This is a genomic window from Methylobacterium symbioticum, assembly GCF_902141845.1.
Taxonomy (GTDB): domain Bacteria; phylum Pseudomonadota; class Alphaproteobacteria; order Rhizobiales; family Beijerinckiaceae; genus Methylobacterium; species Methylobacterium symbioticum.
Genome location: NZ_CABFPH010000022.1, coordinates 39910 through 66316 on the forward strand (window position 1 = coordinate 39910; position 26407 = coordinate 66316).

The window sequence follows — 26407 nt, forward strand, 5'->3', positions numbered from 1 at the left end:
ATTGCATGCAAAAAAGCATTCATCTGCGCCGGTCTGGGTACGCTTGCGGACGAAATTCAGAGAATGATCCGCTGCAAGACTTGGCTGGCTAGCCTGCTCTGAATCAGGCCGCTGCTTTTTTGGGTCGGATCGTTCCTGACGACTGGGATATCGGATGCCATTTCTCACGATGACATTTCAATCCTTAGTGATTCAGTAGGGATATGCGCAACCTGTGATGGTAGTATGTGCGGGGTGCTCCATTCTCCCTTCCAAGAGGTGCATCGGATCCCCGGCAGGTCCTGGCCGTCTATTCATCGATCCGGATTGGCCGGATCATCTGTGCAGCCACGGGCTGGGCCGTGGCGGGGTCGACGAACCCTCTGATGGGTGGGGCGCGCAGGATGGCGTTTTCACTGAGGAGAGCAATGCCGCTTGACCAGTATTGATATCCGCCCAGACCGGGGCGCAGCATAGCGCAGAAAATCTGTATGGGTTTGTCGAGATTTTCGACGCCACTCTGCAGATAAGGAAGTATTTTTGCGTACCGCGGTAAGATTGCTCGAATATAAGGCAGATTAAGTAACATTTTACCAAGATTTATATTTCAGAAAATCTTGCTCAATGGAGTAGGTTGATGTTTGCGGCATGTTTGCTACCTCTGGTTGTAGTCGCCCACGGGGTACTGCCGCCCACGTTGATCCGCAGAAAGTCGCAGCTAGATGTCGCACCCGCAAGTCTTGCGTGACCTAGCCCTGTTCGTCGAGGTGGCAAAGCGCAAGAGCTTCAGCCGGGCCGCGGACGCGCTCGACATGCCGATCTCGTCGCTATCGCGAAGGATCACGCAGTTCGAGGCCACGATCGGCGTACGATTGCTGGATCGGACCACGCGAAAGCTTGCCCTCACCGCCTATGGCGAGGCCTATCTCGTGCAGGCGACACGGGTGGTCGAGGATGCGCAGCGCAGCTTCGAGGATCTGGTCGCCCAGGCGAAAGGGCCAAGCGGCCAGCTGACCGTCGCCGCCCCGACCGATTTCTGGGTCACACGGCATCTGTCCGCCATCGCCTCCGATTTCGCGCAGCAGCACGAGCAGGTTCATGTCCATCTGGACCTGCGCTCCGCAGCGGTCGATCTGATCCAGGAAAGCTACGATCTCGCCATCTGCACGGAAGTCCCCCGCGAGGCCTCGGTCATCGTGCGCAAGGTCGGCTCCATCGAGAACGGCCTCTTTGCCGCACCGGATTATCTGCGCGCTCATGGTCGCCCCGATCATCCCGGCAGCCTCTCGCGACATGAGATTCTCCTGTCGGCGCCAAGCGCGGCCTGGCTGCTGAGCCGCGGTAAGGAGATCCATACGGCGCAGGTGAGCGGGCGCCTGTCCTGCAACAGCCTCAGTCTCATCCGGCATCTGGCTTTGGCCGGGCGCGGTATCGCGGCCCTGAGCCTCAACGATGTCGAACGCGACCTCGAGGCGGGCCGGCTCGAGCGGATCCTGGCCGACTGGGCCACCCCCGCGACGGACGTCTTCGTGGTCACGACCTCGCGCCTCGTGCCTGCGAAGGTGCGGTGTTTCATCGATTTCCTGGTGCCGCGCCTGGGCACGGCCTTCGGCGAGAGCCGCCGCGCCAGTGACCCGGTCATGCGCCGGGCGGAGGCTGGCTGACCGCCCGAACGGGCGGCCGCGCCGAAGCACGTCCCCGCTGAGATCCCGAACCGCCTCTCCGGCCAACCGGAGCGGGCGGATCCGCGCGTTCCGACAGGGGGATACGGGAGAACTGCCGCGCCCGCCCGGCCTGTGCGGGTTCCATCCATTTCGTGGAAAGGTCATTTCCAGCAAGACGCCTGTCGATACAGCAAAGACTGCTCCAGCTTTCTTGGCGAAATCGCTGACTATTGGTCCGGAAAATATCTCCTAATAGTCAGTTAATGAGCCCCAGTGCTCCGAAATCGGGGCCATGGAAACTGAGCAGGTACTTGCAGATGGCTACGCAGACTTTTGATGATTCCGTCGGCGCCTCGGGCAACCCGCTGACCATCGGCGGATACGTCTATGCGCTGCGCACGAATGCAGGTGCCGCGACCGGCACGCTCGGCGTTCAGCGCGAGCTGCTCGGCGATGCTGTGCTCGGCTTGAACTCGACCACCGGCTACCTCTCGATTTCGCAGGCCTCCGGCACCGCTTTCACGCTGAACAGCCTGGTGATCGACCGGGATGTCTCCGCCATCGGCAGCACCGTCTTCGTCGGCTATCGAGACGGCGTCCAGGTCGCCACGCAAGTCGTCGGCAATCTGGTCGGCATCGGCGACCAGCCTGTCTCCTTCACGGGAAGCCAGTGGCAGAACATCACCGAGGTGCGCGTCTTCTCCCGGAACGTGCTCGACGTGAATATCGGCGTCGGCTTCGCGATCGACGACGTCGTGACCACGGACACCACCGCCCCCCTCGCGCCGACCCTCAGCGCGGGTCTCGCCGCCACGGCCGACAACACGCCGACCCTCACCGGCACGGCCGAGATCGGCAGCACGGTGACGATCTATAACGGTACAACCGCCCTCGGCACGGCGTCCGCGGGCGCCGACGGCCGCTACAGCTTCACGCCGACGACGCCACTCCCCGACGGGACCTACAACTTCACCGCCCGGGCGGCGGATGCGACCGGCAATGTCAGCGCCGCCTCGGCCGCCGTCGGCCTTCGGATCGACGCGACGGCTCCGGGGGCGCCGGTCTTCACCGCCGGCGGTGGCCTTACCAACGATACGACCCCTACCATCACGGGCACGGCCGAGGCGGGCAGCACCGTGACGATCCTCGACGGCACCACCGTGCTCGGGACGACGGTGGCGGTTGCCAACGGCAGCTTCAGCTTCACGCCGACCACGGCCCTGAGAGAGGGCAGCTACGGCCTGACCGCGACCGCGCGCGACGCCCTCGGCAATGTCAGCCCCGTCTCCGCAACTCTCGGCGTGACGATCGACGCCACCGCCCCCGGCATCCCGACCGTCGTCGCCCCGGCGCTGACCAACGTCCAGACGCCGACCATCACGGGCACGGCCGAGGCGGGCAGCACCGTGACGATCCTCAACGGCACCGCTGTGCTCGGAACGACGGTGGCGGCCGCCAACGGCAGCTACAGCTTCACGCCGACGACGCCTCTGCCCGCCGGCAGCTACACCCTCACGGCGACGGCGACAGACCTGGCCGGCAACGTCAGCGCCCGCTCCACAACGACGGCGACGGTGATCGACCTGACCGCGCCCGCGGCACCGACGCTCAGCGCGGGCGTCGCCGCCACGGCCGACAACACCCCGACCCTGACCGGCACGGCCGAGGCCGGCAGCACGGTGACGATCTTCAGCGGCACCACCGCCCTCGGCACGGCGACGGCGGGCGCCGACGGCCGCTACAGCTTCACGCCGGTCACGGCCCTCGCGGACGGCGGCTACACCTTCACCGCAGTGGCGCGCGATCCCGCCGGCAATGTCGGCACGGCCTCGTCCCCGGTCGCCCTGACCATCGACACCACCGCGCCCGGCGCGCCGATCTTCACGGCCGGGGGCGGCCTGACGAACGACTCGACTCCGACCCTGACCGGCACGGCCGAGGCCGGCGCGACCGTCACCATCCTCAGTGGCGCCACCGTGCTCGGCACCGCGGTCGCGGCCGCCGACGGCACCTTCTCCTTCACGCCGACGACGCCCCTGAGCCAGGGCACCTACAGCCTGACCGCGACCGCGCGCGACGCGTTGGGCAACATCTCGCCCGCGTCGGTGGCCCTCGCCGTCACCCTCGACCTCACGGCGCCCGCCGCGCCGGCCATCAACCCGATCGGCGCGACGAACCAGGCGACCCCGACCATCACCGGCACGGCCGAGGCGGGCAGCACGGTGACGATCCTCAACGGCACCGCCGTGCTCGGTACCACGGTCGCCGCGGCCGACGGCAGCTTCGCCTTCACGCCGACGACGGCCCTGGCCGACGGCGCGGCGAGCCTCACGGCGACCGCGCGCGACGCGGCCGGCAACGTCTCCGCCACCTCCGCGGCGGCGATGCTCATGGTCGATACCGCCGCACCCGGCCTGCCGACCCTCGTGGCACTCCAGCCGACGAGCGATTCGACCCCGACCATCACCGGCACGGCGGAAGCCGGCAGCACCGTGTCCATTTCCAACGGCGGCACGCTGCTCGGCACCACGATCGCGGCCGCCGACGGCACCTTCTCCTTCACGCCGGCCACGGCACTTCCGGACGGCACCCTGAGCCTGACGGCGACCGCTCGCGACGTCGCCGGCAACGTCTCCGGCATCTCGCCAGCGGTCTCGCTCACCATCGACACCGCCGCGCCGGGCGCGCCGGCCATTGCCGCGTTCGGGCCGACGAACACCGCGACCCCGACCATCACCGGCACGGCCGAGGCCGGCAGCACGGTGGCGATCCTCAACGGCACCGCCGTGCTCGGCACCACGGTCGCCGCGACCGACGGCAGCTTCGCCTTCACCCCGACGACGGCCCTGGCCGATGGCACGGCAAGCCTGACGGCGACCGCGCGCGACGCCGCGGGGAATGTCTCGGCGGCCTCGGCGGCGGTGTCCGTCACCATCGACACCATGGCGCCCGCTGCCCCCGTGCTCACTCCCCTCGGGCCGACGAACGATCCGATCCCGACGCTCACCGGCACGGCCGAGGCCGGCAGCACGGTGACGATCCTCAACGGCACCACCGTGCTCGGCACCACGGTCGCCGCGGCCGACGGCAGCTTCGCCTTCACGCCGACGACGGCCCTGGCCGACGGCGCGGCGAGCCTGACGGCGACCGCGCGCGACGCCGCCGGGAACGTCTCGCCGGTCTCGGCCGCGCTGGCGCTCACCGTCGATACGGCCGCGCCCGGCGCCCCGGTCATCGACCCCGCCGGAACGACGAACGACACCACGCCGACCATCACCGGCACCGCCGAGGCCGGCGCCACCGTCACGATCCTCGACGGGACGACGGTGCTCGGCACGGCCCTCGCCGCGCCCGACGGCCGCTTCACATTCACACCGGCGACGCCCCTGGCCGAGGGCCCGATCAGCCTGACCGCGACCGCTGCGGATGCCGCCGGCAACGTCTCCTCACCCTCGGCGGCCGTCACGCTCGACATCGATACGACGGCGCCCGGCCTGCCCACCCTCACGGCGCTCGGACCGACGAATGACGCGACGCCCACCATCACCGGCACCGCCGAGGCCGGCGCCACGGTGACCATCCTCAACGGCGGCACCGTGCTCGGCACGGCGGTCGCAGGCGCCGACGGCAGCTTCGCCTTCACGCCGAACGTCGCCCTCCAGGACGGCACCACGAGCCTGACCGCAACCGCCACGGACGCGGCCGGCAACGTCTCCGGCGTCTCGGCGGCGGTGCCGCTGACGATCGACACCGCCGCACCCGCCGCGCCGGCTCTCACGCCGCCCGGGATCACCGGCGACAGCACGCCGACCATCTCCGGCACCGCCGAGGCCGGGGCCGTCGTCACCCTGTTCAACGGCGGCACGGTGCTCGGTACCGCGGTCGCGGGCGCGGACGGCACCTTCTCGATCACGCCCGCCGCGCCGCTGCCGGACGGCAATCTCCTGCTGACGGCGACCGCGCGCGACGCGGCCGGCAACCTCTCGCCGGCCTCGGCCGCGGTGGCGCTCACCGTCGATACCAGCGTGCCCGGCGCGCCCGGCGTCGACTATGTCCCGCCGACCAGCGACACCACGCCCGTCATCTCCGGCACGGCTGCGGCGGGTGATGCGATCGCGATCTTCAATGGCGGCACCCTGGTCGGCAGCGGCACGGTGGCCGCGGACGGCACCTTCTCGATCGCGCTCACGACCCCGCTCAACGAGGGCAGCAACGCCCTCACGGTCACGGCCACGAGCCCCGGCGGAACCGCTTCGCCGGCGGCGCCTCTCACCGTCCTGGTCGACACCATTCCGCCACCCGCACCCACGCTGACGGGCTTCCCGAGCCCCACCGACGACGCAACGCCGACCATCACCGGGATCGCCGAGGCGGGCAGCACGGTCACGATCAGCAGCGGCGGCACCGTCCTCGGAACCGCCGTCGCCGACGGGAACGGCGTCTTCGCCTTCACGCCCGCATCCCCGCTCGCCGACGGCGACGCGACCCTGACCGCCCAGGCACGGGACGTGGCTGGCAACCTCTCGCCCGTCTCCGCCAGCGTCGCGCTGACGGTCGACACGATTGCACCGGCTACGCCGACCATCACCGGCCTCCCGGCGGTCACGGGCGATTCGACCCCGACCATCACCGGCACCGCCGAGGCGGGCAGCACGGTCACGGTCTTTAACGGCAGCACGGCCCTCGGCACCGTGGTGGCGGGCGCCGACGGCACCTACGCGCTGACGCCGACCACCGCGCTCGCCGACGGGACCGTCACCCTGACCGCGACGGCGTATGATGCGGCCGGCAACCTGTCGGGCACCTCCGCACCGGTCGCGCTCGAGGTCGACACGGCCGCGCCGCCGGCCCCCGTCCTCGCCGACCTGCCCGGTGCGATCGCCTCCGCCACGCCGACCGTCACCGGCACCGCCGAGGCGGGCAGCACGGTCACGCTCTACAACGGCAGCACGGTTCTCGGCACGGCCACGGCGGCTGCCGACGGCAGCTTCACCATCACGACGGGCGTGCCCCTGCCGCAAGGCACCGCGACGCTCACGGCCATCGCCCACGATGCGGCCGGCAACGGCTCGGACGTCTCCGCCGCCATCACCGTGCTGGTGGACACCACCGCGCCCGCCGCCCCGGTCATCACCACCCCGGCCGGCATCAGCGCCGACGACACGCCGACCATCGCCGGCACGGCCGAGGCCAACAGCATCGTCACGATCCTGGACGACGGAAACGCGATCGGCACCGTCCAGGCGGACGGCGCGGGCACCTGGACCTTCACGCCGGGCTCGGCGCTCGGCAGCGGCCCGAACGTGATCACCGCGACGGCCACCGACGCGGTGGGCAATGTCAGCCCGGTCTCAGCCGGAATCACCCTGACGATCGATTCCGGCGCGCCGGTGGCTCCGGTCCTGGCGCCCCTCGATCCCACCAACGACAACACCCCGACGCTCACCGGCACGGCGGAAGCCGGCAGCACGGTGACGATCAGCGATGGCGGGACCGTGCTCGGGACCACCGTCGCCGACGCCAACGGCGCCTTCAGCTTCACCCCGGTGACCGCGCTGGGAGACGGCAGCTACAGCCTGACCGCCACCGCGACCGACGCGGCAGGCAATGTCAGCGCGGCCTCCGCCCCGGTCGCGATCACGATCGACACGGCCGCGCCCCTCGTCCCCGTGGTGACTGGCGGTGCCGGTCCGACCGCGGACACCACCCCGGCCATCACCGGCACGGGTGAGCCCGGCGCCACGGTGACGCTGCTCGACGGGACGAATCCGGTAGGCACGGCCACGGTCGGCGCGGATGGCAGCTTCACGGTCAGCCCGACCAATCCCCTCGCCGAGGGGCAGCACGACCTCGCCGTGCAGCTGACCGATGCCGCGGGTAATATCAGCGCGGCCTCGACCCCGATCGCCGTCGTCATCGACACCACTGCCCCTATCGCCCCGGCAGTGACCGGCGGCGGCGGGACGACGGCGGACACCACGCCGGCCATCACCGGCACGGGTGAGCCCGGCAGCACGGTGACGCTGCTCGACGGCACGACACCGGTGGGCAGTGCCACGGTCGGCGCGGATGGCAGCTTCACCGTCAGCCCGACCAACCCGCTCGCCGAGGGCTCCTACGCGCTGACGGTCCAGCTCACGGACGCGGCCGGCAATGTCAGCACGCCTTCCGCTCCGGTCGCCGTCATCGTCGACATCACCGCACCGGGCGTGCCCGTCCTGGCACCGCTCGGCCCGACCAACGACACCACGCCGACGCTCACCGGCACGGCGGAAGCGGGCAGCACCGTCACGATCAGCGACGGCGGAACGGTGCTCGGCACCACGGTTGCCGACGCCAACGGCGCCTTCAGCTTCACGCCGACCACGCCGCTCGGTGACGGCAGCCACCAGATCAGCCTGACCGCCACCGACGCGGCCGGTCAGGTCAGCGCGGCCTCGGCCCCGGTCGCGATCACGATCGACACGGCCGCGCCCCTCGTCCCCGTGGTGACCGGCGGTGCCGGTCCGACCGCGGACACGACGCCGGCCATCACCGGCACGGGTGAGCCCGGCGCCACGGTGACGCTGCTCGACGGGACGAATCCGGTAGGCACGGCCACGGTCGGCGCGGATGGCAGCTTCACGGTCAGCCCCACCAATCCCCTCGCCGAGGGCCCGCACGACCTCGCCGTGCAGCTGACCGACGCGGCGGGCAATGTCAGCGCGACATCGACCCCGGTCGCCGTGGTCGTCAACACCACTGCCCCTATCGCCCCGGTGGTGACCGGCGGCGGCGGGACGACGGCGGACACCACGCCGGCCATCACCGGCACGGGTGAGCCCGGCAGCACGGTGACGCTCCTCGACGGCACGACACCGGTGGGCAGTGCCACGGTCGGCGCGGATGGCAGCTTCAGCGTCAGCCCGACCAATCCGCTCGCCGAGGGCCAGCACGATCTCGCCGTGCAGCTGACGGACGCGGCCGGCAATGTCGGCACGCCCTCGACCCCGGTCAGCGTCCTCGTCGATTCGGTCGCGCCCGGGACGCCGGTCCTGGCGCCGCTCGGCCCGACCAACGACAATACCCCGACGCTCACCGGCACGGCGGAAGCCGGCAGCACCGTCACGATCAGCGACGGCGGGACCGTCATCGGCACGGCGGTCGCCGACGCCAACGGTGCCTTCAGCTTCACGCCGGCCACGCCGCTCGGCGACGGCAGCTACAGCCTGACCGCCACCGCGACCGATGCGGCGGGCAATGTCAGCGCGGCCTCCGGCCCGGTCGGCCTCGTCGTCGATACGGCTGCGCCCTTCGTCCCGGTGGTGACCGGCGGCGGCGGAGCGACCACCGACACGACGCCGGCCATCACCGGCACGGGTGAGCCCGGCAGCACGGTGACGCTGCTCGACGGCACGACACCGGTGGGCACAGCCACGGTCGGTGCGGATGGCAGCTTCACGGTCAGCCCGACCAGTCCGCTGGCCGAGGGCCCGCACGACCTGACGGTTCAGCTCACCGATGCGGCCGGCAATGCCAGCGCGCCCTCGAACCCGGTCGCCGTCGTCATCGATGCCGGCCCTCCGGATGCACCGGTCCTGGCGCCGCTCGGCCCGACCAACGACACCACCCCGACCCTCACCGGCACAGCCGAGGCGGGCAGCACGGTCACGATCAGCGACGGCGGGACCGTCCTCGGCACCACGGTCGCCGACGCCAACGGCGCCTTCAGCTTCACCCCGGCCACGCCGCTGGCCGATGGCAGCTACAGCCTGACGGCCACTGCCACGGACGCGGCCGGCCAGGTGAGCGCACCCTCAGCCCCCGTCGCGGTGACGATCGACACCGCACCTCCCGGTGTTCCGGTGGTGACCGGCGGCGGCGGAGCGACGGCAGACACCACGCCGGCCATCACCGGCACAGGTGAGCCCGGCGCCACGGTGACGTTGCTCGACGGCACGACACCGGTGGGCAGTGCCACGGTCGGCGCGGATGGCAGCTTCACGGTCAGCCCGACCAATCCCCTGACCGAGGGCTCGCACGACCTCTCCGTGCAACTCACGGACGCCGCCGGCAATGTCGGCACGCCCTCAGCCCCGGTCGGCGTCGTCGTCGATACCAGCCTGCCGGCGGCTCCGGTCCTGGCGCCGCTCGGCCCGACCAATGACACCACGCCGACGCTCACCGGCACGGCGGAAGCGGGCAGCACCGTCACGATCAGCGACGGCGGAACGGTGCTCGGCACCACGGTCGCCGACGCCAACGGCGCCTTCAGCTTCACCCCGGTGACCGCGCTGGGAGACGGCAGTTACAGCCTGACCGCCACCGCGACCGACGCGGCAGGCAATGTCAGCGCGGCCTCGGCCCCGGTCGCGATCACGATCGACACGGCCGCGCCCCTCGTCCCCGTGGTGACTGGCGGTGCCGGTCCGACCGCGGACACCACGCCGGCCATCACCGGCACGGGCGAGCCCGGCGCCACGGTGACGCTGCTCGACGGGACGAATCCGGTAGGCACGGCCACGGTCGGCGCGGATGGCAGCTTCACGGTCAGCCCCACCAATCCGCTCGCCGAGGGGCAGCACGACCTCGCCGTGCAGCTGACCGACGCGGCGGGCAATGTCAGCGCGACATCGACCCCGGTCGCCGTGGTCGTCGACACCACTGCCCCTATCGCCCCGGTGGTGACCGGCGGCGGCGGGACGACGGCGGACACCACGCCGGCCATCACCGGCACGGGTGAGCCCGGCAGCACGGTGACGCTCCTCGACGGGACGAACCCGGTGGGCACGGCCACGGTCGGCGCGGATGGCAGCTTCAGCGTCAGCCCGACCAATCCGCTCGCCGAGGGCCCGCACGATCTCGCCGTGCAGCTGACCGACGCGGCCGGCAATGCCAGCACGCCCTCCGCTCCGGTCACCGTCGTCATCGACACCGCCGCGCCCGTCACCTTCACCGTGGCGACGACGGCGGATGGGATCCTCAACGCCGCCGAGGCGGCGGCCACGGGCTTCACCGTGGCCGGGTTCGGTGCCGGTGCCACCGGGACGGCGGTGTTCAGCGACGGCAGCCATGTGGTCAGCGTGGCGGTCGGCGCCGACGGCACCTACACGGCCGATCTGCGCGGGCTCGACGGTCCGGTGACGACGAGCCTCACCGTCACCGACGCCGCCGGCAATCCCAGCACGGTCGCGGGGCCGAATCTCAGCCTCGACACCCTGGCGCCGGCCGGTACGGCGGTCGCCGACACCGCAGGCGGTCCGGCGGCGGCGAGCTTCACCTATGCGGTGAGCTTCCCCGAGACGGTGACGAATGTCGGCATCGAGGACTTCGTGCTCACCGGCACGAACGGCGCCGGCGGAACGATCACCGCCGTTTCCGGCTCGGGCGGCACCTACACGGTCACCGTGGCGGGCGTCACCGGGAGCGGCAGCCTGACGCTCGCTCTCGCGGAGGGCTCCGACATTGCCGACGCGGCCGGCAATGCGGCCACCCTCGCCCCGGCCTCGCGGACGGTCGGCGGCCTCCTCGGCGCCCCGGTTATCGGCGGCATCATCGAGGATACCGGCACGCCCGGGGACGGCATCCCCGCGGCCGCGACGCCGGTCATCGTCGGGACGGCCTCGCCCGGCACGACGGTCACGGTCCCCTACACGGATGCGGCCGGGCCGCACACGGCGAGCGGGCCCGCGGCTGCCGACGGCTCCTGGCAGGTCGAGCTCCCGACGCTGGCGGACGGCAGCTACAGCGTGGTGGCGACCGCCACCGCCGCGGACGGCAGCGTCTCCCCGCCCTCGGATCCGTTCCGGATCGTGATCGACACGGCGCCGCCTGTGACGCCCGCCATCACGGACGTCGTGGGCGATGACGGGACCGGCACGGTCCACGACTCCAGCCCGACCCTCACGGGCGCGGCCGAGCCCGGCAGCACGGTGGAAGTCTCCTACGACACGCCGGACGGGCCGGTCGTGATCACCGGGCCCGTGGGCTCCGATGGCCGCTGGTCCATCGACGTGCCGACCCTGTCGGACGGGTCCTACACCTTCACCATCGGAACGGTGGATCCGGCCGGCAACCGCGCCGAGGGGACGACCCAGGTCTCCCTGGTCGTCGATGCCGGCTCGGGCGGCACGTCCCCTGTCCTGGCGGCGGATGCCAACCAGGCCGTGGCGCATGCGCCGGCGGTCACCGGCAACCTGCTCGCGAACGATGCGGGCAGCGGCCTGCACGTGACCGAGATCCGGTTCGCCGACGGCCTCACGGTCTCGGTTCCGAGCGAAGGCAGCACCCACGTCGTCGCGCAGCACGGCACGCTGACGGTCGCAGCCGACGGCAGCTACAGCTACCAAGCCATCGGCTCCAACAACCTCCTGAACGGGGCGAGCGCCCTCGAGCACTTCACCTACACCGCAGAGACAGACGCGGGGCAGAGCGCGCAGGCGGCGCTCGACATCCGCATCGACGGCCACGCCCCGCAGGGGAGCGCGTCCTTCGACTTCGCCCTCGTCGACGCGCGGGTCGAGCTCTCGGGTGAGGCACTGGTCCTGATCGGCCCGGACGGCGTCGCCCGGGACATCAGCGGCATCGACACCCTGCGCTTCACCGACGGCGAGGTGCAGAACAGGGACGACAACCCGCTCGTCAACGACATCTTCTACTACGCCAACAACCACGACGTCTGGGCCGCGCATGTCGATGCCGACGTCCACTTCGCGATCTTCGGCTGGAAGGAGGGCCGCAACCCGAACGCTTATTTCGACACGCGGGAATACCTTGCCGAGAACCAGGACGTGGCCGCTGCCGGGATCAACCCGCTCGACCACTACCTCCAGAGCGGCGAGCGGGAGGGGCGCACTCCCGGACCGGACTTCACCGCCGTCACCTACCTGCACGAGAACCCGGACGTGGCGGCCGCAGGCGTCAACGCCCTCGCCCATTACCTGCAATACGGTCAGGCCGAGGGGCGCACGATCTACGAGGGCGACGCCCGTGGGCCGAACCCCGATATCGGCGCCTTCGATCCGGGCTTCTACCTCGCGCAGAACCCGGACGTCGCGGCCGCCGTGCCCGGGGGCCAGAACCCCGGCACCTTCGCTCTCCAGCACTACCTCACCTACGGGGCGAGCGAACTGCGCAACCCGAACCCGCTGTTCGATACGGCCTACTACCTCCAGAACAATCCGGATGTCGCCGCCTCGGGTGCCAACCCGCTCGTCCACTACCAGGAGGTCGGCTGGCTCCAGGGCCGCAACCCGAGCGCCGCGTTCGACACCAACACCTTCCTCGAAGGCCATCCCGAGGCGGCCCAGGCCGGCATCGATCCGCTGTCCTTCTACCTCCACCACAGCCTCGAGAACGCCCGCGCGACGATCTGAGGCGCCGCCGACCGGGCCGGGCGCGCGCCTCACGGCCGCGCCCGGCCACCCCAGCTCCTTCCCCGATGCATGGCGCCGCAGCGATCGGATCGCCGCCCCATGCCCCTCCCGTGCAGCGAGTGTGCAGCGTGATCGCGAACCAGGGACGTGCCGAACTCGTGACGGCATTGGCGCCGTGCCGGGCCGCCTTCCTCGGAACAGGCCTGACGAGCGGGCTCATCAACCTGCTCTACCTCACGGGCTCGTTCTTCATGCTCGAGGTCTATGACCGGGTCATCCCGAGCCGGTCTGTCCCGACCCTCGTCGGCCTGCTGGTGCTGGCCCTCGTCCTCTACGGCTTCCAGGGCGCCCTGGAGATGCTGCGCTCCCGGGTCCTCGCGCGGATCGGGGCCAGCCTCGACGAGGCCCTCTCGGGCCGCGTCTTCGACCTCGTGGTGCGCGCGCCCCTCAAGGGAGCGCCGCCCGCCGACGGCCTCCTGCCCCTGCGCGACCTCGACCAGGTGCGTGCCTTCCTCGCGGGTGCCGGGCCCGGTGCCCTGTTCGACCTGCCCTGGCTGCCGGTCTATCTCGCCATCTGCGTCCTGTTCCACCCGCTGATCGGCGTCCTGGCGCTCGGCGGCGCCGTGGTTCTGGCGCTGCTCACCTGGCTCACCGACCGCGTGACCCGGGAACCCGCCCGGGCGGCCACCGGGCACGGCCTGCGCCGCAACGGCCTCGCCGAGGCCGGGCGCCGCAATGCCGAGGTCCTGGCCGCCCTCGGCATGCAGGACCGCCTCGCCGCGCGCTGGGCGGGGGCGAACCGCGAATACATGGATGCCCAGGCGCGCGTGTCGGACGTGGCGGGGGGCTTCGGCGCCCTGTCCAAGGTCTTCCGCATGGCTCTGCAATCGGGCGTGCTCGCGCTCGGCGCTTGGCTGGTGATCCACGACGAGGCGAGCGCGGGCGTGATCATCGCCTCCTCGATCCTGGTCTCGCGGGCGCTGGCACCGGCCGAGCTCGCCATCGCGAACTGGAAGGGCTTCGTCCAGGCGCGCCAGGCCTGGGGCCGGCTCGCGGAGCTGCTCGCCCGCATCCCGGCAGCCGGGCAGCCGCACGGCCTGCCGGCGCCGTCGCAGGGGCTCACCGTCGAGGGCGTCAGCATCGCGCCGCCCGGCACCCTGCGCGTGGTGGTGCAGGACCTCTCGCTCGGGCTGAAGGCCGGCCAGGGCCTCGGCGTGATCGGCCCCTCCGCCTCCGGCAAGTCCTCGCTGGTGCGCGCCCTCGTCGGCGTCTGGCCGCCGGGCCGCGGCAAGGTGCGCCTCGACGGCGCCGCCCTCGACCAATGGTCGAGCGCCGATCTCGGGCGCCATCTCGGCTACCTGCCGCAGGAGGTCGAGCTGTTCGCCGGCACGATCGCCGACAACATCTGCCGCTTCGAGCCCGAGCCCGATCCCGAACTGGTGATCGCGGCCGCGAAGGCGGCGGGCGCGCACGAGCTGATCCTGCGCCTGTCGGAGGGCTACGACACCCGCATCGGCGAGAGCGGGGCCGGTCTCTCGGCCGGCCAGCGCCAGCGGATCGGCCTGGCCCGGGCGCTCTACCGCGACCCCTTCCTCGTGGTGCTCGACGAGCCGAACGCCAATCTCGACAACGAGGGCGAGGCCGCCCTGACGCAGGCGATCCTCGGCGTGCGCCGGCGGGGCGGCATCTGCGTGGTGGTGGCGCACCGCCCGAGCGCGCTGGCGGCCGTCGACCTCGTCCTGATGATGGCCGATGGCCGCGCTCAGGCTTTCGGACCGAAGGACGAGGTCTTCCGGCGGGTGCTGCGCCCGGCCCCGGCGCCGGTCCAGGCCCGCGATGCGAACACCGATGCGCCGCCCGTCCCGGCGGCCGCTCTGCAGGAGAGCGCCTGATGGCCGTGAGCCTCAATCCGTCCGGTCCCGCCTCGATCCCGCTCGGGCCGCTCCGCGCCGGGCCGATCGCGCCCACCCTGCCACGGCCGCGCGCCCATGCCGCGATCCGGCGGCACCTCGCGCTGGCGCTCGGCCTCTCCGCGGTGCTGGTGGTCGGCGTCGGGGGCTGGGCGACGCTGACGCAGATCTCCGGCGCCGTGATCGCGCCCGGCCAGCTCGTGGTCGAGTCCGAGGTCAAGAAGGTGCAGCACCCCACCGGCGGCGTCGTCGGCGAGTTGCGCGTTCACGAGGGCTCGCGGGTGCGGGCCGGCGAGATCCTGATCCGGCTCGACGAGACCCAGACCCGGGCCGGCCTCGACATCGTGCTCAAGGCCCTCGACGAACTCGCGGCGCGCCAGGCGCGCAACGAGGCCGAGCGGGACGGGGCGGCGGCGATCACCTTTCCCGGCGCGCTCCTGGCGCGGGCGGACAGCGACCGCACGGTGGCGGACCTGCTGGCCGGCGAGCGGCGGCTGTTCGCCGCCCGCGTGAGCGGGCGCGAGGGCCAGAAGGCGCAGCTGCGCGAGCGCGTGTCGCAGCTGCGCCAAGAGATCGCCGGCCTCGGCGAGCAGGTGGCCGCCAAGGGGCGCGAGATCGCGTTGATCGGCACCGAACTCACCGGCGTCCGCGAGCTCTACGGCAAGAACCTCGTGCCCTACGCGCGGGTGACAGCTTTGGAGCGCGACGCGGCCCGCCTGGAGGGCGAGCGCGGCCAGCTCACCGCCTCGATCGCCTCCGCGCGGGGCAAGATCACCGAGACCGAGTTGCAGATCCTGCAGATCGACGGGGACATGCGCACCGAGGTGGGCAAGGACCTCGCCGAGGTTCGCGGCAAGTGGTCGGAGCTGGTCGAGAAGCGCGTCGCCGCCGAGGACCAGCTCAAGCGCGTCGACCTGCGGGCCCCGCAGGACGGGACCGTGCACCAGCTCACCGTGCATACGATCGGCGGCCTCGTGATCCCGAGCGAGCCGGCGATGCTGATCGTGCCGAGCGCGGACCAGCTCGCCGTCGAGGTGAAGATCCGGCCGCAGGACATCGACAGCGTCCGCGTCGAGCAGCCGGCCATGCTGCGCTTCTCCGCCTTCAACCAGCGCACGACGCCGGAGATCGAGGGACAGGTGTCGCGCGTCTCCGCCGACGTGAGCCAGGACCCGAAGACCGGGGCGACCTACTACATCGCGCGCATCCAGGTTCCGGAGGCACAGAAGGAGCGCTTAGGGGGCCTGCGCCTCGTGCCGGGCATGCCGGTGGAGGCATTCCTCCAGCTCGGCGAACGCTCGGTGCTGAGCTACCTCACGAAGCCCCTCACCGATCAGGTCGCGAAGGCCTGGCGGGAACGGTGATGCGACGCGCTCGGCCGGTGCATCTGCGCCACCGGTCGGTGCCGGTCGATGGCTTCGGATACTTGGTCCGACAGGCTCCTGTGCCGAACCCCGAGGCCGGTTCGCGCGGGCGCGTTCCAGAGCGCTCTCAAGCCGACGTGGATGCCGGATCGGCGAACCCGTCCCGAGAGCGATCTCCGCCGAAGGACATGCCGCTTCGATAGAAAAGTCCCATCAAAAGAATGACTTGGAGCAAAATCGAAGACAATACGGTCAGGAACGGCCGGTCCTGCCCTCGGCCGCGCACGCCTCCACGAAGGCCAGGCAGCGGCTGCGTGCGGCAGGATCATCGATCCGGATGAAGGCCTGCAGCAGCGTGGAGGCTTCGAGCAAGGTCGCCGATTCCTCATCCCGAGGCCTTACCCCCTTCCGCCCATCGAGGAGGGCCGTGGTCACGCCGAGAGCGGCGGCGAGTTCGTCCAGCGTGGCCTGCGCGGCGGGCGGCAGCGCCAGCGCCGCCCGCCCGTCCTTGAACGGAATGGCCGAATCGGTCTCACGGACACTGTTCGGGCGGCTCAGATCGAAATGGGACATCATTGTTCCCCGTTGGGGCTGTTCTCGGTGGTGGACGCGTGACGTGCGCCCATCCTGCAAAGACGGTACGACCCGGCCAGTTGGATTGCATGCAAATGTGTTAGGAAGCAAGGCCAAGATGACAGAGATGTGATCCCTCCATCGCGATGCCGGCTATATGGCTTCTTTCAGACGCTTACATTGGAACGATGCGCGCTCGTCGATTAACCATGCGAGATCGAAGTCGACTCAGGCCTCCCCAAATCAAATTAGTTCGACTTTTTGAAGATGACCGATCTTCGATCTGTCTGGTGCGCGATCATTCGCGCCAATATTTATTGATGGATCTCTGTATTCGCTGTCCCATTTCAGAAAAATAACGGTCGTTCGGTCGGGCAGAGGTCGTTCCACGAAGGGGTGGCGCATGCGTCGCGGTTCTCGGGATCAGACCGAGAGTGACCGCGACCCGTGCCGTGTTCGCCGACGATCTGGTGCCCTCGCTCGAGCGCTCTTGAGCCGAAGTGGATGCCGGTTCGGCGCAAGAGAGCGCGTCACAACAACGGCTTGGAGCCGTGCCCCGTCGCAACGCGATCGGGCGCGGCTCCAAGTCGCCGCAACGGGCACGCGACACGCAAGGAGAACTGCTGGCGTCTGCGGCGCGAGATCAGAATACTATATCGATCCGATCTGACGGTCTCGTCGATTTCGAGTTGTGGTCGAGCGGTAGATAGCCGAGTCATTCGCACCTGCCTGCCGAAGCAAGAGACTATCCGAACATCTCGACTTCGACTTGGCGCTTTCCTCGCCACGTCACCGAGCAGCGACGCGGTGCGAAATCAGGGGCTGCTGACAGGATGAACCGATCGGGCAGGTCCCGGGCCAGGTTTGTCGTGACGCAAGCCTGGCGATTTCCGATGAAAGCCACCTTGCACTCATAGGATCGCGGCCAATTCTCCAATATGATCTGCGCATCGACCTGGGCTGTGCCAAGATCTTGCGTGCCGGCATCTTGCATATCCACCGCCCTCACGACCCTTCTGGATGAGTTGGCAACGTGCTTGTCTACAAGATACGCTTGGCACTGAATAATCGTAGGCCGCCTTTCTCAAATGACATTTCCAGGGCTGGGAGGAGAGGCGCGTTTTGAAAACATCCCGGTGCGTTTTGCCGGATCGGGTCTTCCAGACGACCGATGCACCGGCATGACCGATGAGCCTGCCGGCTCCTGGGCTCGTACGATTGCCGCGGATCCACGGACACGCAAGATCCGGCTCCAAGCTCTTGTTTCGACGCGCTCTCCGCCGATGGCCCTCTCATGGGCCTGATGACGCGGCGCTGCCCTTCGGTCGATCGTTGAGGAACTCAGCGATCGCCGCGGCGAAGCGCTCGCCATAGGCCTCGCGCTTGCGCTCACCGACGCCATGGATGGCACGCAGGGCCCAGAGGTCGACGGGCTTCTGGCGTGCCATCTCGACCAGGGTCCGGTCGGGAAAGACCATGAAGGCGGCGATGCCCTCGGCCCTGGCGATCGTCGCGCGCAGGCCCCTGAGATGCTGAAACAGGGCCTCGTCGGCCTCCGAGAGGGCGAGCGCCTCGTCGTCGCGGGCGGCCGGGCTCCGGCGGCGCTCGCGGGTCTCGGGTCGCGGCTCGGGGTCCGGCCGGAGCTGGATCGGCTCGCGTCCAAACAGGATCGCTTCGCCCTTCTCGGTCATCGAGAGGCCGCCATAGCCGTCGGTGTTCTCGGCGACCGCCCCGGCCGCGAAGAGCTGGCGCAGGATGGCGCGCCAGGCCGCCACCGGCTTGTCTGCGCCGACCCCGAAGGTCTTGAGCTGGCCGTGGCCATTGCGGCGGATCTGCTCGCTCTCCTTTCCGTGGACCACGTCGCAGATATAGGCGGCGCCGAAGCGCTGCCCGGTCCGGACGATGGCGGACAGGACCTTCTGGGCGGAGACGGTGCCGTCGACCAGCTGGACGCCGCCGCGGCAGAGGTCGCAGCGGCCGCAGGGCGCGCTCGCCTCGCCGAAATAGGCGAGCAGCGATTGCCGCCGACAGGTCGCGCCCTCGCAGAGCGCGATCATCGCCTCGAGCTTGCGCCGCTCGACGCGGCGACGGTCGTCGCCGACGTCCTTCTCGTCGATCTGCCGGCGGCGCAGCGCCATGTCGTCGAGGCCGTAGAGGGTGAGCGTGTCAGCGGGCAGCCCGTCGCGGCCGGCGCGGCCGATCTCCTGATAATAGCCCTCGATGTTGTTCGGCATGTCGGCGTGGCAGACGAAGCGCACGTCCGGCTTGTTGATGCCCATGCCGAAGGCGATGGTCGCGGCCATCACCACCCCGTCCTCCTGCAGGAAGGTGTCCTGGTTCTTCATCCGCGTGCCCTGGTCGAGGCCCGCATGGTAGGGGAGGGCGTTGAAGCCGTCGTTGCGCAGGGTCTCGGCGAGCTGCTCGGTGCGCTTGCGCGACGAGCAGTAGATGATTCCGCTCTCCGAGCGCCGATGCCGCAGGAAGCGCTCGATCTGGCGCGTGGGGTTGTCCTTCGGCGCGAAGGTCAGACGGATATTCGGCCGGTCGAACGAGTGGACGAAGATCTGCGGGGCGCGGCCCGCCGGAAACAGGCGCTCGGCGATCTCGGCCCGCGTCGCGGCATCCGCGGTGGCGGTCAGAGCCAGGACCTGCACGTTGCCGAGGGCGTCGCGGGCTCGGGCGATCTCGCGGTATTCCGGCCGGAAGTCGTGCCCCCACTGCGAGACGCAATGCGCCTCGTCGACCGCGAGCCGGCGCACCCCGGACCCGCGCAGAGCCTCCATGCAGCCCTCCATCAGGAGACGCTCGGGCGAGACGAAGAGCAGGCGCAACGCGCCGGACCGGATCCTGCGCCAGGTCTCGCGGGATTCCGTCTCGGCCACCGTCGAGTTCAGGGTCGCGGCCGGGATGCCGAAGGCGCGCATCTGCTGCACCTGATCGTGCATCAGGGCGATGAGCGGTGAGACCACCACCGTGAGCCCATCCTCGACGAGGGCGGGCAACTGGTAGGTCATCGACTTGCCCGAGCCGGTCGGCATCACGGCGAACACGTCGGTTCCGTCGAGCACGGCACCGATCACCTCGTCCTGGCCGGGGCGGAAATCGTCGTAGCCGAAGGTCTTTCGAAGCGCGGCGCGAGCCTCGTCGAGGCGGCTTGTCATGCAGGGTCCGAGGGCTCGAAACTGGGATTGAACGGCTCGACCGCTTGCGCGGCCCTTGGCTGTGTCCACCCTAGCGCGAGCACAGGCGGCTTGCAGCCACGGACATCGAGAGCGAGGCGACCGGCGCGTCGAGCGCATGGGCCGCTGCGGCGCGCCACGACACGGCCGAGGCGTTGCGTAGGGCACGTGCCGCCGCACGGCAACGGCTCGAAGCGTCACGCCCGTCGTGACGCGCAGCCGGCCAATCCCGGACCTGATCGCGCCTCACCGAGACCGGCGCCCAGCAGCGGGCACGGCCTGCTTCGGCGCGTCCGTCGCCTCGACGCGAGACCGGCTGTGCCTCATGCCCACTGAATCAGCGGGCTGCGACCGCGAAGGCCGCACCCGCCATCACGGCGCCGGAGCCGCGGTTGACGGCGCGCCGAGCCCGGGTGGAAACGAACAGGCGCCGCGCCCGCGCAGCGGCGAGCGCATAGGCGCCGAGCGTCGTGCCCAGCACGGTCACGATGATGGCCGCGATCTCGGCCATGCCCAGCGCGCCGAGATGTTCGAGATCGACCACGGTCGGCAGCAGCGCCAGGAAGAACAGCACGACCTTCGGGTTGCCGAGGGTCAGAGCCAAGCCGCCGACGAACAGGCGCAGCCGCCCCCCGCCACGCGCGGACTCGACCGATAGGGGCTCGACCGACATGGGCTCAACCGGCGCGGTCCAGGCGCGCCACGCCAGGTAGAGGAGATAGGCCGCCCCGAGGTAGCGGAGCGCGATGAACAGGGCGGCGAAGCTCTGCGCAAGCACCGCGAAGCCGGTCGCGGCGATGGAGAACCAGACGAGGTCGCCGACGAGGAAGCCCAGGATGAAAGCCGGCATGCCTCCGGGACCGCGCGCCAGGACGCGGGCGACAAGTGCGATCACGCCTGGGCCCGGGGTGGCGACGGCGACGGCGTAGACGGCGGCGAACAGGGCGAGGCTCGACAGGGGCATCACGGCATCAGGCTTCGGACGGCACCACGTGTCCGTCGGCGACCCGTACCACATCGGCGCGGCCTTCGAGCTCCATGAACAAAGCGGGGTCGGCCCCCGTCATCCAGACTTGGCCGGCCAGGGCTTCGAGCGCGTCGAACAGGCCGGCGCGGCGGCGCGGATCGAGATGGGCGGCGACCTCGTCGAGGAGGATGAGCGGCGCGATCCCGCTCATCGCCTGGACGAGCCGCGCATGGGCGAGGACGAGGCCGATCAGGAGCGCCTTCTGCTCGCCGGTCGAGGCGGTCGCCGCCGGCACGTCCTTCGGACCGTGGCGCACCACGAGATCCGTCGATTGCGGGCCGATCAGGGTGCGTCCGGCGGTGCGGTCGCGGGGGCGGCCTCGGGCGAGGGCGAGGCGGAAGCGGTCCTCCGCCTCGACCGCCGGCCAGACCGCGACGAGGTCGTCGAGGTCGCCTTCGAGGCGTATGCTGGCCCAGGGGAAGGGCTGAGTGTCGTCGCGGCTCTCGGCGATCAGCCGATCGAGGCGCTCCACGGTCTCGCGGCGGGCGAGCGCCACGGCGACGCCGAGTTCCGCCACCTCGCGCTCCACGGCATCGAGCCATTGTCCGTCGTTCGGTCGCTCCTCTAGGATGCGGTTGCGCGAGCGCAAGGCCCGTTCCAGCGCCGAGACCCGGGCGCCGTGCGCGGCATCGACGGCGAGGACGAGCCGGTCGAGGAAGCGGCGCCGGTCGCCCGCGGGCCCGCGGAACAGGCCGTCGAGATCGGGCGTCAGCCAGACCACGCGCAGGAACTCGGCGAAGGCGACGGGGGAGGGGACGTTGCCGCCATCCACCCGGCAGAGGCGGCTCGCCCGGCCGTCATAGCCCGGCGGTTCGATGCCGGTGCCGAGCCGGTGCTCGTCGCCGTCGCGGGCCAGCGTCGCCGAGACGGCGAAGCCCCCGGGCCCGCCCGCGCGCGCCATGGTGAGGAGATCCGCCCGGCGCAGGCCGCGGCCCGGCGAGAACAGCGAGATCGCCTCGAGCAGGTTGGTCTTGCCCGCGCCGTTCTCGCCGACGAGCGCCACGAAGCGGCGCCCCAGCGCGAGGTCGAGATCGGCATGGTTGCGGAAGTCGCGGGCGATCAGGCGGGTGAGACGCTGGGCGCCCTCGAATGGCTCCATGCCGATATCCGTCCCGAGCCCGTCCCGTGATCTGCGAAGAGGAGGCAAGGCGCCGCCGGCACCCGCTGCGAACCCGTCCTTACCAGGGTTTGCACCGGGATGGAGAGGGGGATCTCAGCAGGCGGCGAGGTGCCGGATCCGCAGATGGGGATCGACGAGGGCGACGGCGAGCGTGTTCGCGCTGCCGGGGGCGGCGTGACGCAGGGCCTCGGCCGGGCCGTTCACACCCGCATCGGCATCAGCACGTAGAGGGCCGGCGCGCCCTCGCGGTCCTGGATCAGGGTCGGCGAGCCGGGATCGGCGAGCTTGAACAGGGCGGTGTCGCCCTCGAGCTGGCTCGTGATGTCGAGGAGGTAGCGGGCGTTGAAGCCGATATCGAGGCCGGCCGCCTCGTAGTCGACGTCGAGCTCCTCCGTGGCGCTGCCGGAATCCGGGTTGTTCACCGAGAGGGCGAGGCGCCCTTCCGAGAGCCCGAGCTTCACCGCGCGGCCGCGCTCCGACGAGATCGTGGAGACGCGGTCGACGGCCCGGGCGAAGGCCTCGCGCTCGACCGTCAGGCGCTTGTCGTTCCCGGTCGGGATGACGCGCTGGTAATCGGGGAAGGTGCCGTCGATCAGCTTCGAGATCAGGGTGACGCCGCCGGCGAAGCGCAGGCGGATCTTGGCGGGCGAGAGATCGATCTCGACGCTCTCGCCGCCGTCGTCCACGAGCTTCTGGATCTCGGCCACGGCCTTGCGGGGCACGATGATGCCGGGCATGCCGGCGCTCCCGTCCGGCGCGTCCAGCTCGACCCGGGCGAGGCGGTGGCCGTCGGTGGCGACCGCGCGCATCTTCAGGGCGCCCTCGGCCTCCAGCGTGTGCAGGTAGATGCCGTTGAGGTAGTAGCGCGTCTCCTCCGTCGAGATCGCGAACTGGGTCTTGTCGATCAGCCGCTTCAGGTCGGCCGAGGCGATCGAGAAGGTATGGGGCAACTCGCCCGCGGCGAGATCGGGGAAGTCGCCCTCGGGCAGGGCGCCGAGCGCGAAGCGCGAGCGGCCGGAACGGATCGTCATCTGGCCCGCCTCGCCCGTCTCCAGCGAGACCTGGGCGCCCTCGGGAAGCTTGCGCACGATGTCGTAGATGACGTGGGCCGGCACGGTGGTGGCGCCCGGATCGGCGATGTCCGCCGGAACCGTCTCGGTCACCTCGATATCGAGGTCGGTCGCCCGCAGCTGCAGGCCGCCGGATTCCGCGCGCAGCAGCACGTTCGACAGGATCGGGATGGTGTTGCGCCGCTCGACGACGCGGTGCACGTGGCCGAGCGACCGAAGAAGGGCCGCGCGCTCGACAGTGACTCTCATCGCAGGACTCTGGTGCTGATGCGCCGCCGCGGCCGGCAGCGGGACTGAATTGGCCGGCCAACTTGGCGAAGGGGCGGGGCGAAGGCAAGGGCGGCCCGAGCCTGGGCCGGGGGCGCCCACAGGCGTGCGCCCCCGGATCCGCCCATCCCCGGCCCGTCTCAGTCCTGCAGCATGCGCTTGAGCAGCTCGACCTCGTCGCCGAGGACCGCGTCCTCGCCGATCTGCTTCTCGATCTTGCGCACCGCGTGGAGCACCGTGGTGTGGTCGCGGCCCCCGAAGCGGCGGCCGATCTCGGGCAGCGAGCGCAGGGTCAGCACCTTCGACAGGTACATCGCGATCTGGCGCGGCTTGACCACGGCCGCGGTCCGACGCTCCGACAGGATGTCCGAGCGCGAGACGTTGTAGCGGGACGCGACCAGCTTCTGGATGTCCTCGATCTTGATGCGCTTCGGCTCGCGGTTCTTCACGAGGTCGCGGATCGCGGTCTCGGCGGTCTCCATGGTCACGGCGGTGCCGGTCAGTGTCGCGTGGGCGAGCAGGCGGTTCACCGCGCCCTCGAGGTCGCGTCCGTTCGCCGTGATCGCCCGGGCGACATAGGCCGCCACCGTGGGCGAGACCTCGAAGGTCGGGTGGGAGGCCCGCACCGACTGGAGGCGGGCGGTGAGGATCGAGACGCGGAGCTGCTCGTCGAGGTTGCCGATCTCGACGACGAGGCCGCCGGCGAGGCGCGAGCGCACGCGCTCGTCGAGGGCTTCGAGATCGGCCGGCGGCCGGTCGGAGGCGACGACGACCTGACGGCCGGCATCGATCAACGCGTTGATGGTATGGCCGAACTCGGCCTGGATCGACTTGCCCTGGATGAACTGCACGTCGTCCAGGATCAGCAGGTCGATGCCGCGCAGGCGCTCCTTGTAGGCGAGGGCGTTCTGCGTCTTCAGGGCGTTGACGAAGCCGTACATGAAGCGGTCGGCGGTGAGGTAGATCACGCGCCGTCCCGCCTCGCGGGCGGCATGGCCGATGCCGTGCAGCAGGTGCGTCTTGCCCAGGCCCACGCCGGCATGGAGGTAGAGCGGGTTGTAGAGCGCGCCCTCGCCCTCGTGGCGGGCCACGCGCTCGGCGGCCGCGTGGGCCAGCGCGTTCGAGCGGCCGACCACGAAGCTCGCGAAGGTGAGGCGCGCGTCGAGCGGCGTGCCGCTGAGGTCGCTCCCATCCGCCCGGGCTTCGGGAGCGGGCTGCATGGGGGTGAGGGGCGCCGGCTGCGGGGTCGCATGCAGACGGGCGAGCGGGCTCGCCGAGGCCGCCTTGGCCGGGCTCGGGGCGGCGGCCTTGGCCGGCGCGCCGGTGCCGCGCACGCCGACCTCGATGCGGGCGATCTCGGCGATCTCGGCCTTGAAGGTGGTGAGCACCCGGTCGAGGTAATGCGACTCGATCCAGCTCTTGAGGAAGCGGGTCGGCACGGTGAGTCGGGCTGTGCCCTCGACCACGTCCTCCAGCTCCAGGCGGGCGAACCAGCTCGCGAAGACGTCCTCGCCCAGCTCGGCCCGCAGGCGGCGTTTCACCCGCGCCCAGGCTGCCGGGGTCTCCGAGCCGTTCCCGCCGTTCCGGCCATTGCCGTCGTCGCCCGCAACGTTCCCGTCGACTTGCATCAATCGCTCTCCTCGCCCCGGGAGCGGAGAACCGCCGCGGAGCGTACGCACAACTACGCTCAAGAGCCCCGCGAATACGGGCAGGGCGCAGATCACGAACGGAGTCAAGGCCTCCGCCGCCGGCTTTCGCCGACCCTCGGACGCTATCAACAAAGACCTATCGTAGATTTAACAGTGGGACTTGCGGGGAAAGCCCTGGACGGCCGGTGGAGTGCTTGGTCCACACAGCCTGTTACCCGGCTACGACGTTGTTCCGTCATGCGATTCGCGCGGCGCGACTCGGGTGCGACGGATCGGGGTCGGCCTGTGACTCGCGGGGCTGGCGGGTTTGTGCGCAGCTGGCTGCGGCCAAGCTTTCGCGGATAGGGTTAACGAGAGGTGTTCTGCCAACGGTGCTTCCGACACGTCCGGCCCGGGGCCGTTCGCCGAGGGGTGCCGGGCATGAAAAAAGCCCGGCTCGGGGAGCCGGGCTTTCCGAAGAACCGTACGGGTTCGGGCGACCGCTGTTAAGCGGCGGCCGGCACCGCGAGCGCCTTCACGCGGGCGGCGAGGCGCGAAACCTTGCGCGAGGCATTGTTCTTGTGAACGATGCCCTTCTGCGCGGCGCGCATGATCTCGGGCTGAGCGGCGCGCAGCGCGTCGGCAGCGGCGGTCGAATCGCCACCGGCGATCGCCTCCTCGACCTTGCGGAGGAAGGTCCGCATGCGGGAGCGGCGGGAGCGGTTGATCGCCGTGCGCTTGGCGATCTTGCGGGTCATCTTCTTGGCCGACGCGGTGTTGGCCATGGGCATCCTCGTCTCGTCGGGCGATACCGACGGGCCGGTTTCAGCCGGGGGTCGGTCAACGCGTGCAGGTTGTCAGGCAATAGCGAGGCCGGGCCGCGGAGGCCGCAACCCGGCAGAGCGCGCTCTATAGCCAGGGGGGGCGGCTTCGTCAACGCGCACCCCGCCGAGATCGCCCGTTGACCGGGTTCTGACAGCCGGTTCGCGGTCCCGGTGCGTCCTCACACGGCCAGGCTCGGGCGAATCGAACACTGTCCTCATCGGATCTCGCGGGCAGCAGCACAGGTTTGGCCGCGAATCGCGACTGTTTTCACGAGGAGCCGACCCCGATGTTCCGTCCCGTTTCACGCGCCGCCCTTCTCGGTCTGAGCCTCCTGGGGCTCGCGCAGGTACCGAGCGCGCAGGCCGAGTCGGCGCCGGCGGTGCGCAGCCCTCAGGCTGTCCCGGCCGAGGCCCGGCCCGCGCCCCGGGCCGAGCGGCCGGCCCGGCG

General features: G+C 70.7%; 11 protein-coding genes. 4 read left to right on the top strand and 7 right to left on the bottom strand.

Annotation, left to right across the window (positions count from 1 at the left end):
* Nucleotides 1-701 precede the first annotated feature (701 nt).
* The 4 genes from MET9862_RS10110 (at nt 702) to MET9862_RS10125 (ending at nt 16271) form a co-directional block, all read left to right on the top strand.
* On the top strand, nt 702-1643 hold the full coding sequence (locus tag MET9862_RS10110; protein WP_142582873.1) for a LysR family transcriptional regulator: 942 nt from the start codon (nt 702-704) through the stop codon (nt 1641-1643).
* A gap of 317 nt (nt 1644-1960) precedes the next feature.
* Nucleotides 1961-12997, top strand: coding sequence for an Ig-like domain-containing protein (locus tag MET9862_RS10115; protein WP_185156818.1), 11037 nt, complete (start codon nt 1961-1963; stop codon nt 12995-12997).
* A 128-nt stretch (nt 12998-13125) separates the two neighbouring features.
* Complete coding sequence (locus tag MET9862_RS10120) at nt 13126-14889, top strand: type I secretion system permease/ATPase (RefSeq protein ID WP_244612657.1); 1764 nt, start codon at nt 13126-13128, stop codon at nt 14887-14889.
* A complete protein-coding gene (locus MET9862_RS10125) occupies nt 14889-16271 on the top strand; it encodes an HlyD family type I secretion periplasmic adaptor subunit (RefSeq protein WP_142582876.1) in 1383 nt (460 codons plus the stop codon). Before MET9862_RS10120 ends, MET9862_RS10125 begins: the two co-directional genes overlap by 1 nt.
* Nucleotides 16272-16523: 252 nt before the next feature.
* On the opposite strand, the gene MET9862_RS10130 is transcribed toward MET9862_RS10125, so the two are convergent.
* The 7 genes from MET9862_RS10130 to rpsT all read right to left on the bottom strand — a co-directional run bounded on the left by MET9862_RS10130 (nt 16524) and on the right by rpsT (nt 25920).
* Nucleotides 16524-16844 carry a hypothetical protein gene (locus MET9862_RS10130; protein ID WP_142582877.1) on the bottom strand — a complete coding sequence of 107 codons (321 nt, stop codon included), beginning with the start codon at nt 16842-16844 and terminating at the stop codon, nt 16524-16526.
* Between the two features lie 1292 nt (nt 16845-18136).
* Nucleotides 18137-20005, bottom strand: coding sequence for a DNA helicase RecQ (recQ, locus tag MET9862_RS10135; RefSeq protein WP_142582878.1), 1869 nt, complete (start codon nt 20003-20005; stop codon nt 18137-18139).
* Between the two features lie 355 nt (nt 20006-20360).
* Nucleotides 20361-20987: a LysE family translocator gene (locus MET9862_RS10140; RefSeq protein WP_142582879.1), complete on the bottom strand. Its 627-nt coding sequence runs from the start codon at nt 20985-20987 to the stop codon at nt 20361-20363.
* A 7-nt stretch (nt 20988-20994) separates the two neighbouring features.
* Nucleotides 20995-22149, bottom strand: a complete 1155-nt coding sequence (gene recF / locus MET9862_RS10145) for a DNA replication/repair protein RecF (RefSeq protein WP_142582880.1) — start codon at nt 22147-22149, stop codon at nt 20995-20997.
* 221 nt (nt 22150-22370) lie between these two features.
* Nucleotides 22371-23489: a DNA polymerase III subunit beta gene (gene dnaN / locus MET9862_RS10150; RefSeq protein ID WP_142582881.1), complete on the bottom strand. Its 1119-nt coding sequence runs from the start codon at nt 23487-23489 to the stop codon at nt 22371-22373.
* Between the two features lie 158 nt (nt 23490-23647).
* Entirely contained in the window at nt 23648-25135 is a 1488-nt protein-coding gene (gene dnaA / locus MET9862_RS10155; RefSeq protein ID WP_142582882.1) for a chromosomal replication initiator protein DnaA, read from the bottom strand.
* A gap of 506 nt (nt 25136-25641) precedes the next feature.
* Entirely contained in the window at nt 25642-25920 is a 279-nt protein-coding gene (gene rpsT, locus MET9862_RS10160; RefSeq protein WP_142582883.1) for a 30S ribosomal protein S20, read from the bottom strand.
* Nucleotides 25921-26407 lie beyond the last annotated feature (487 nt).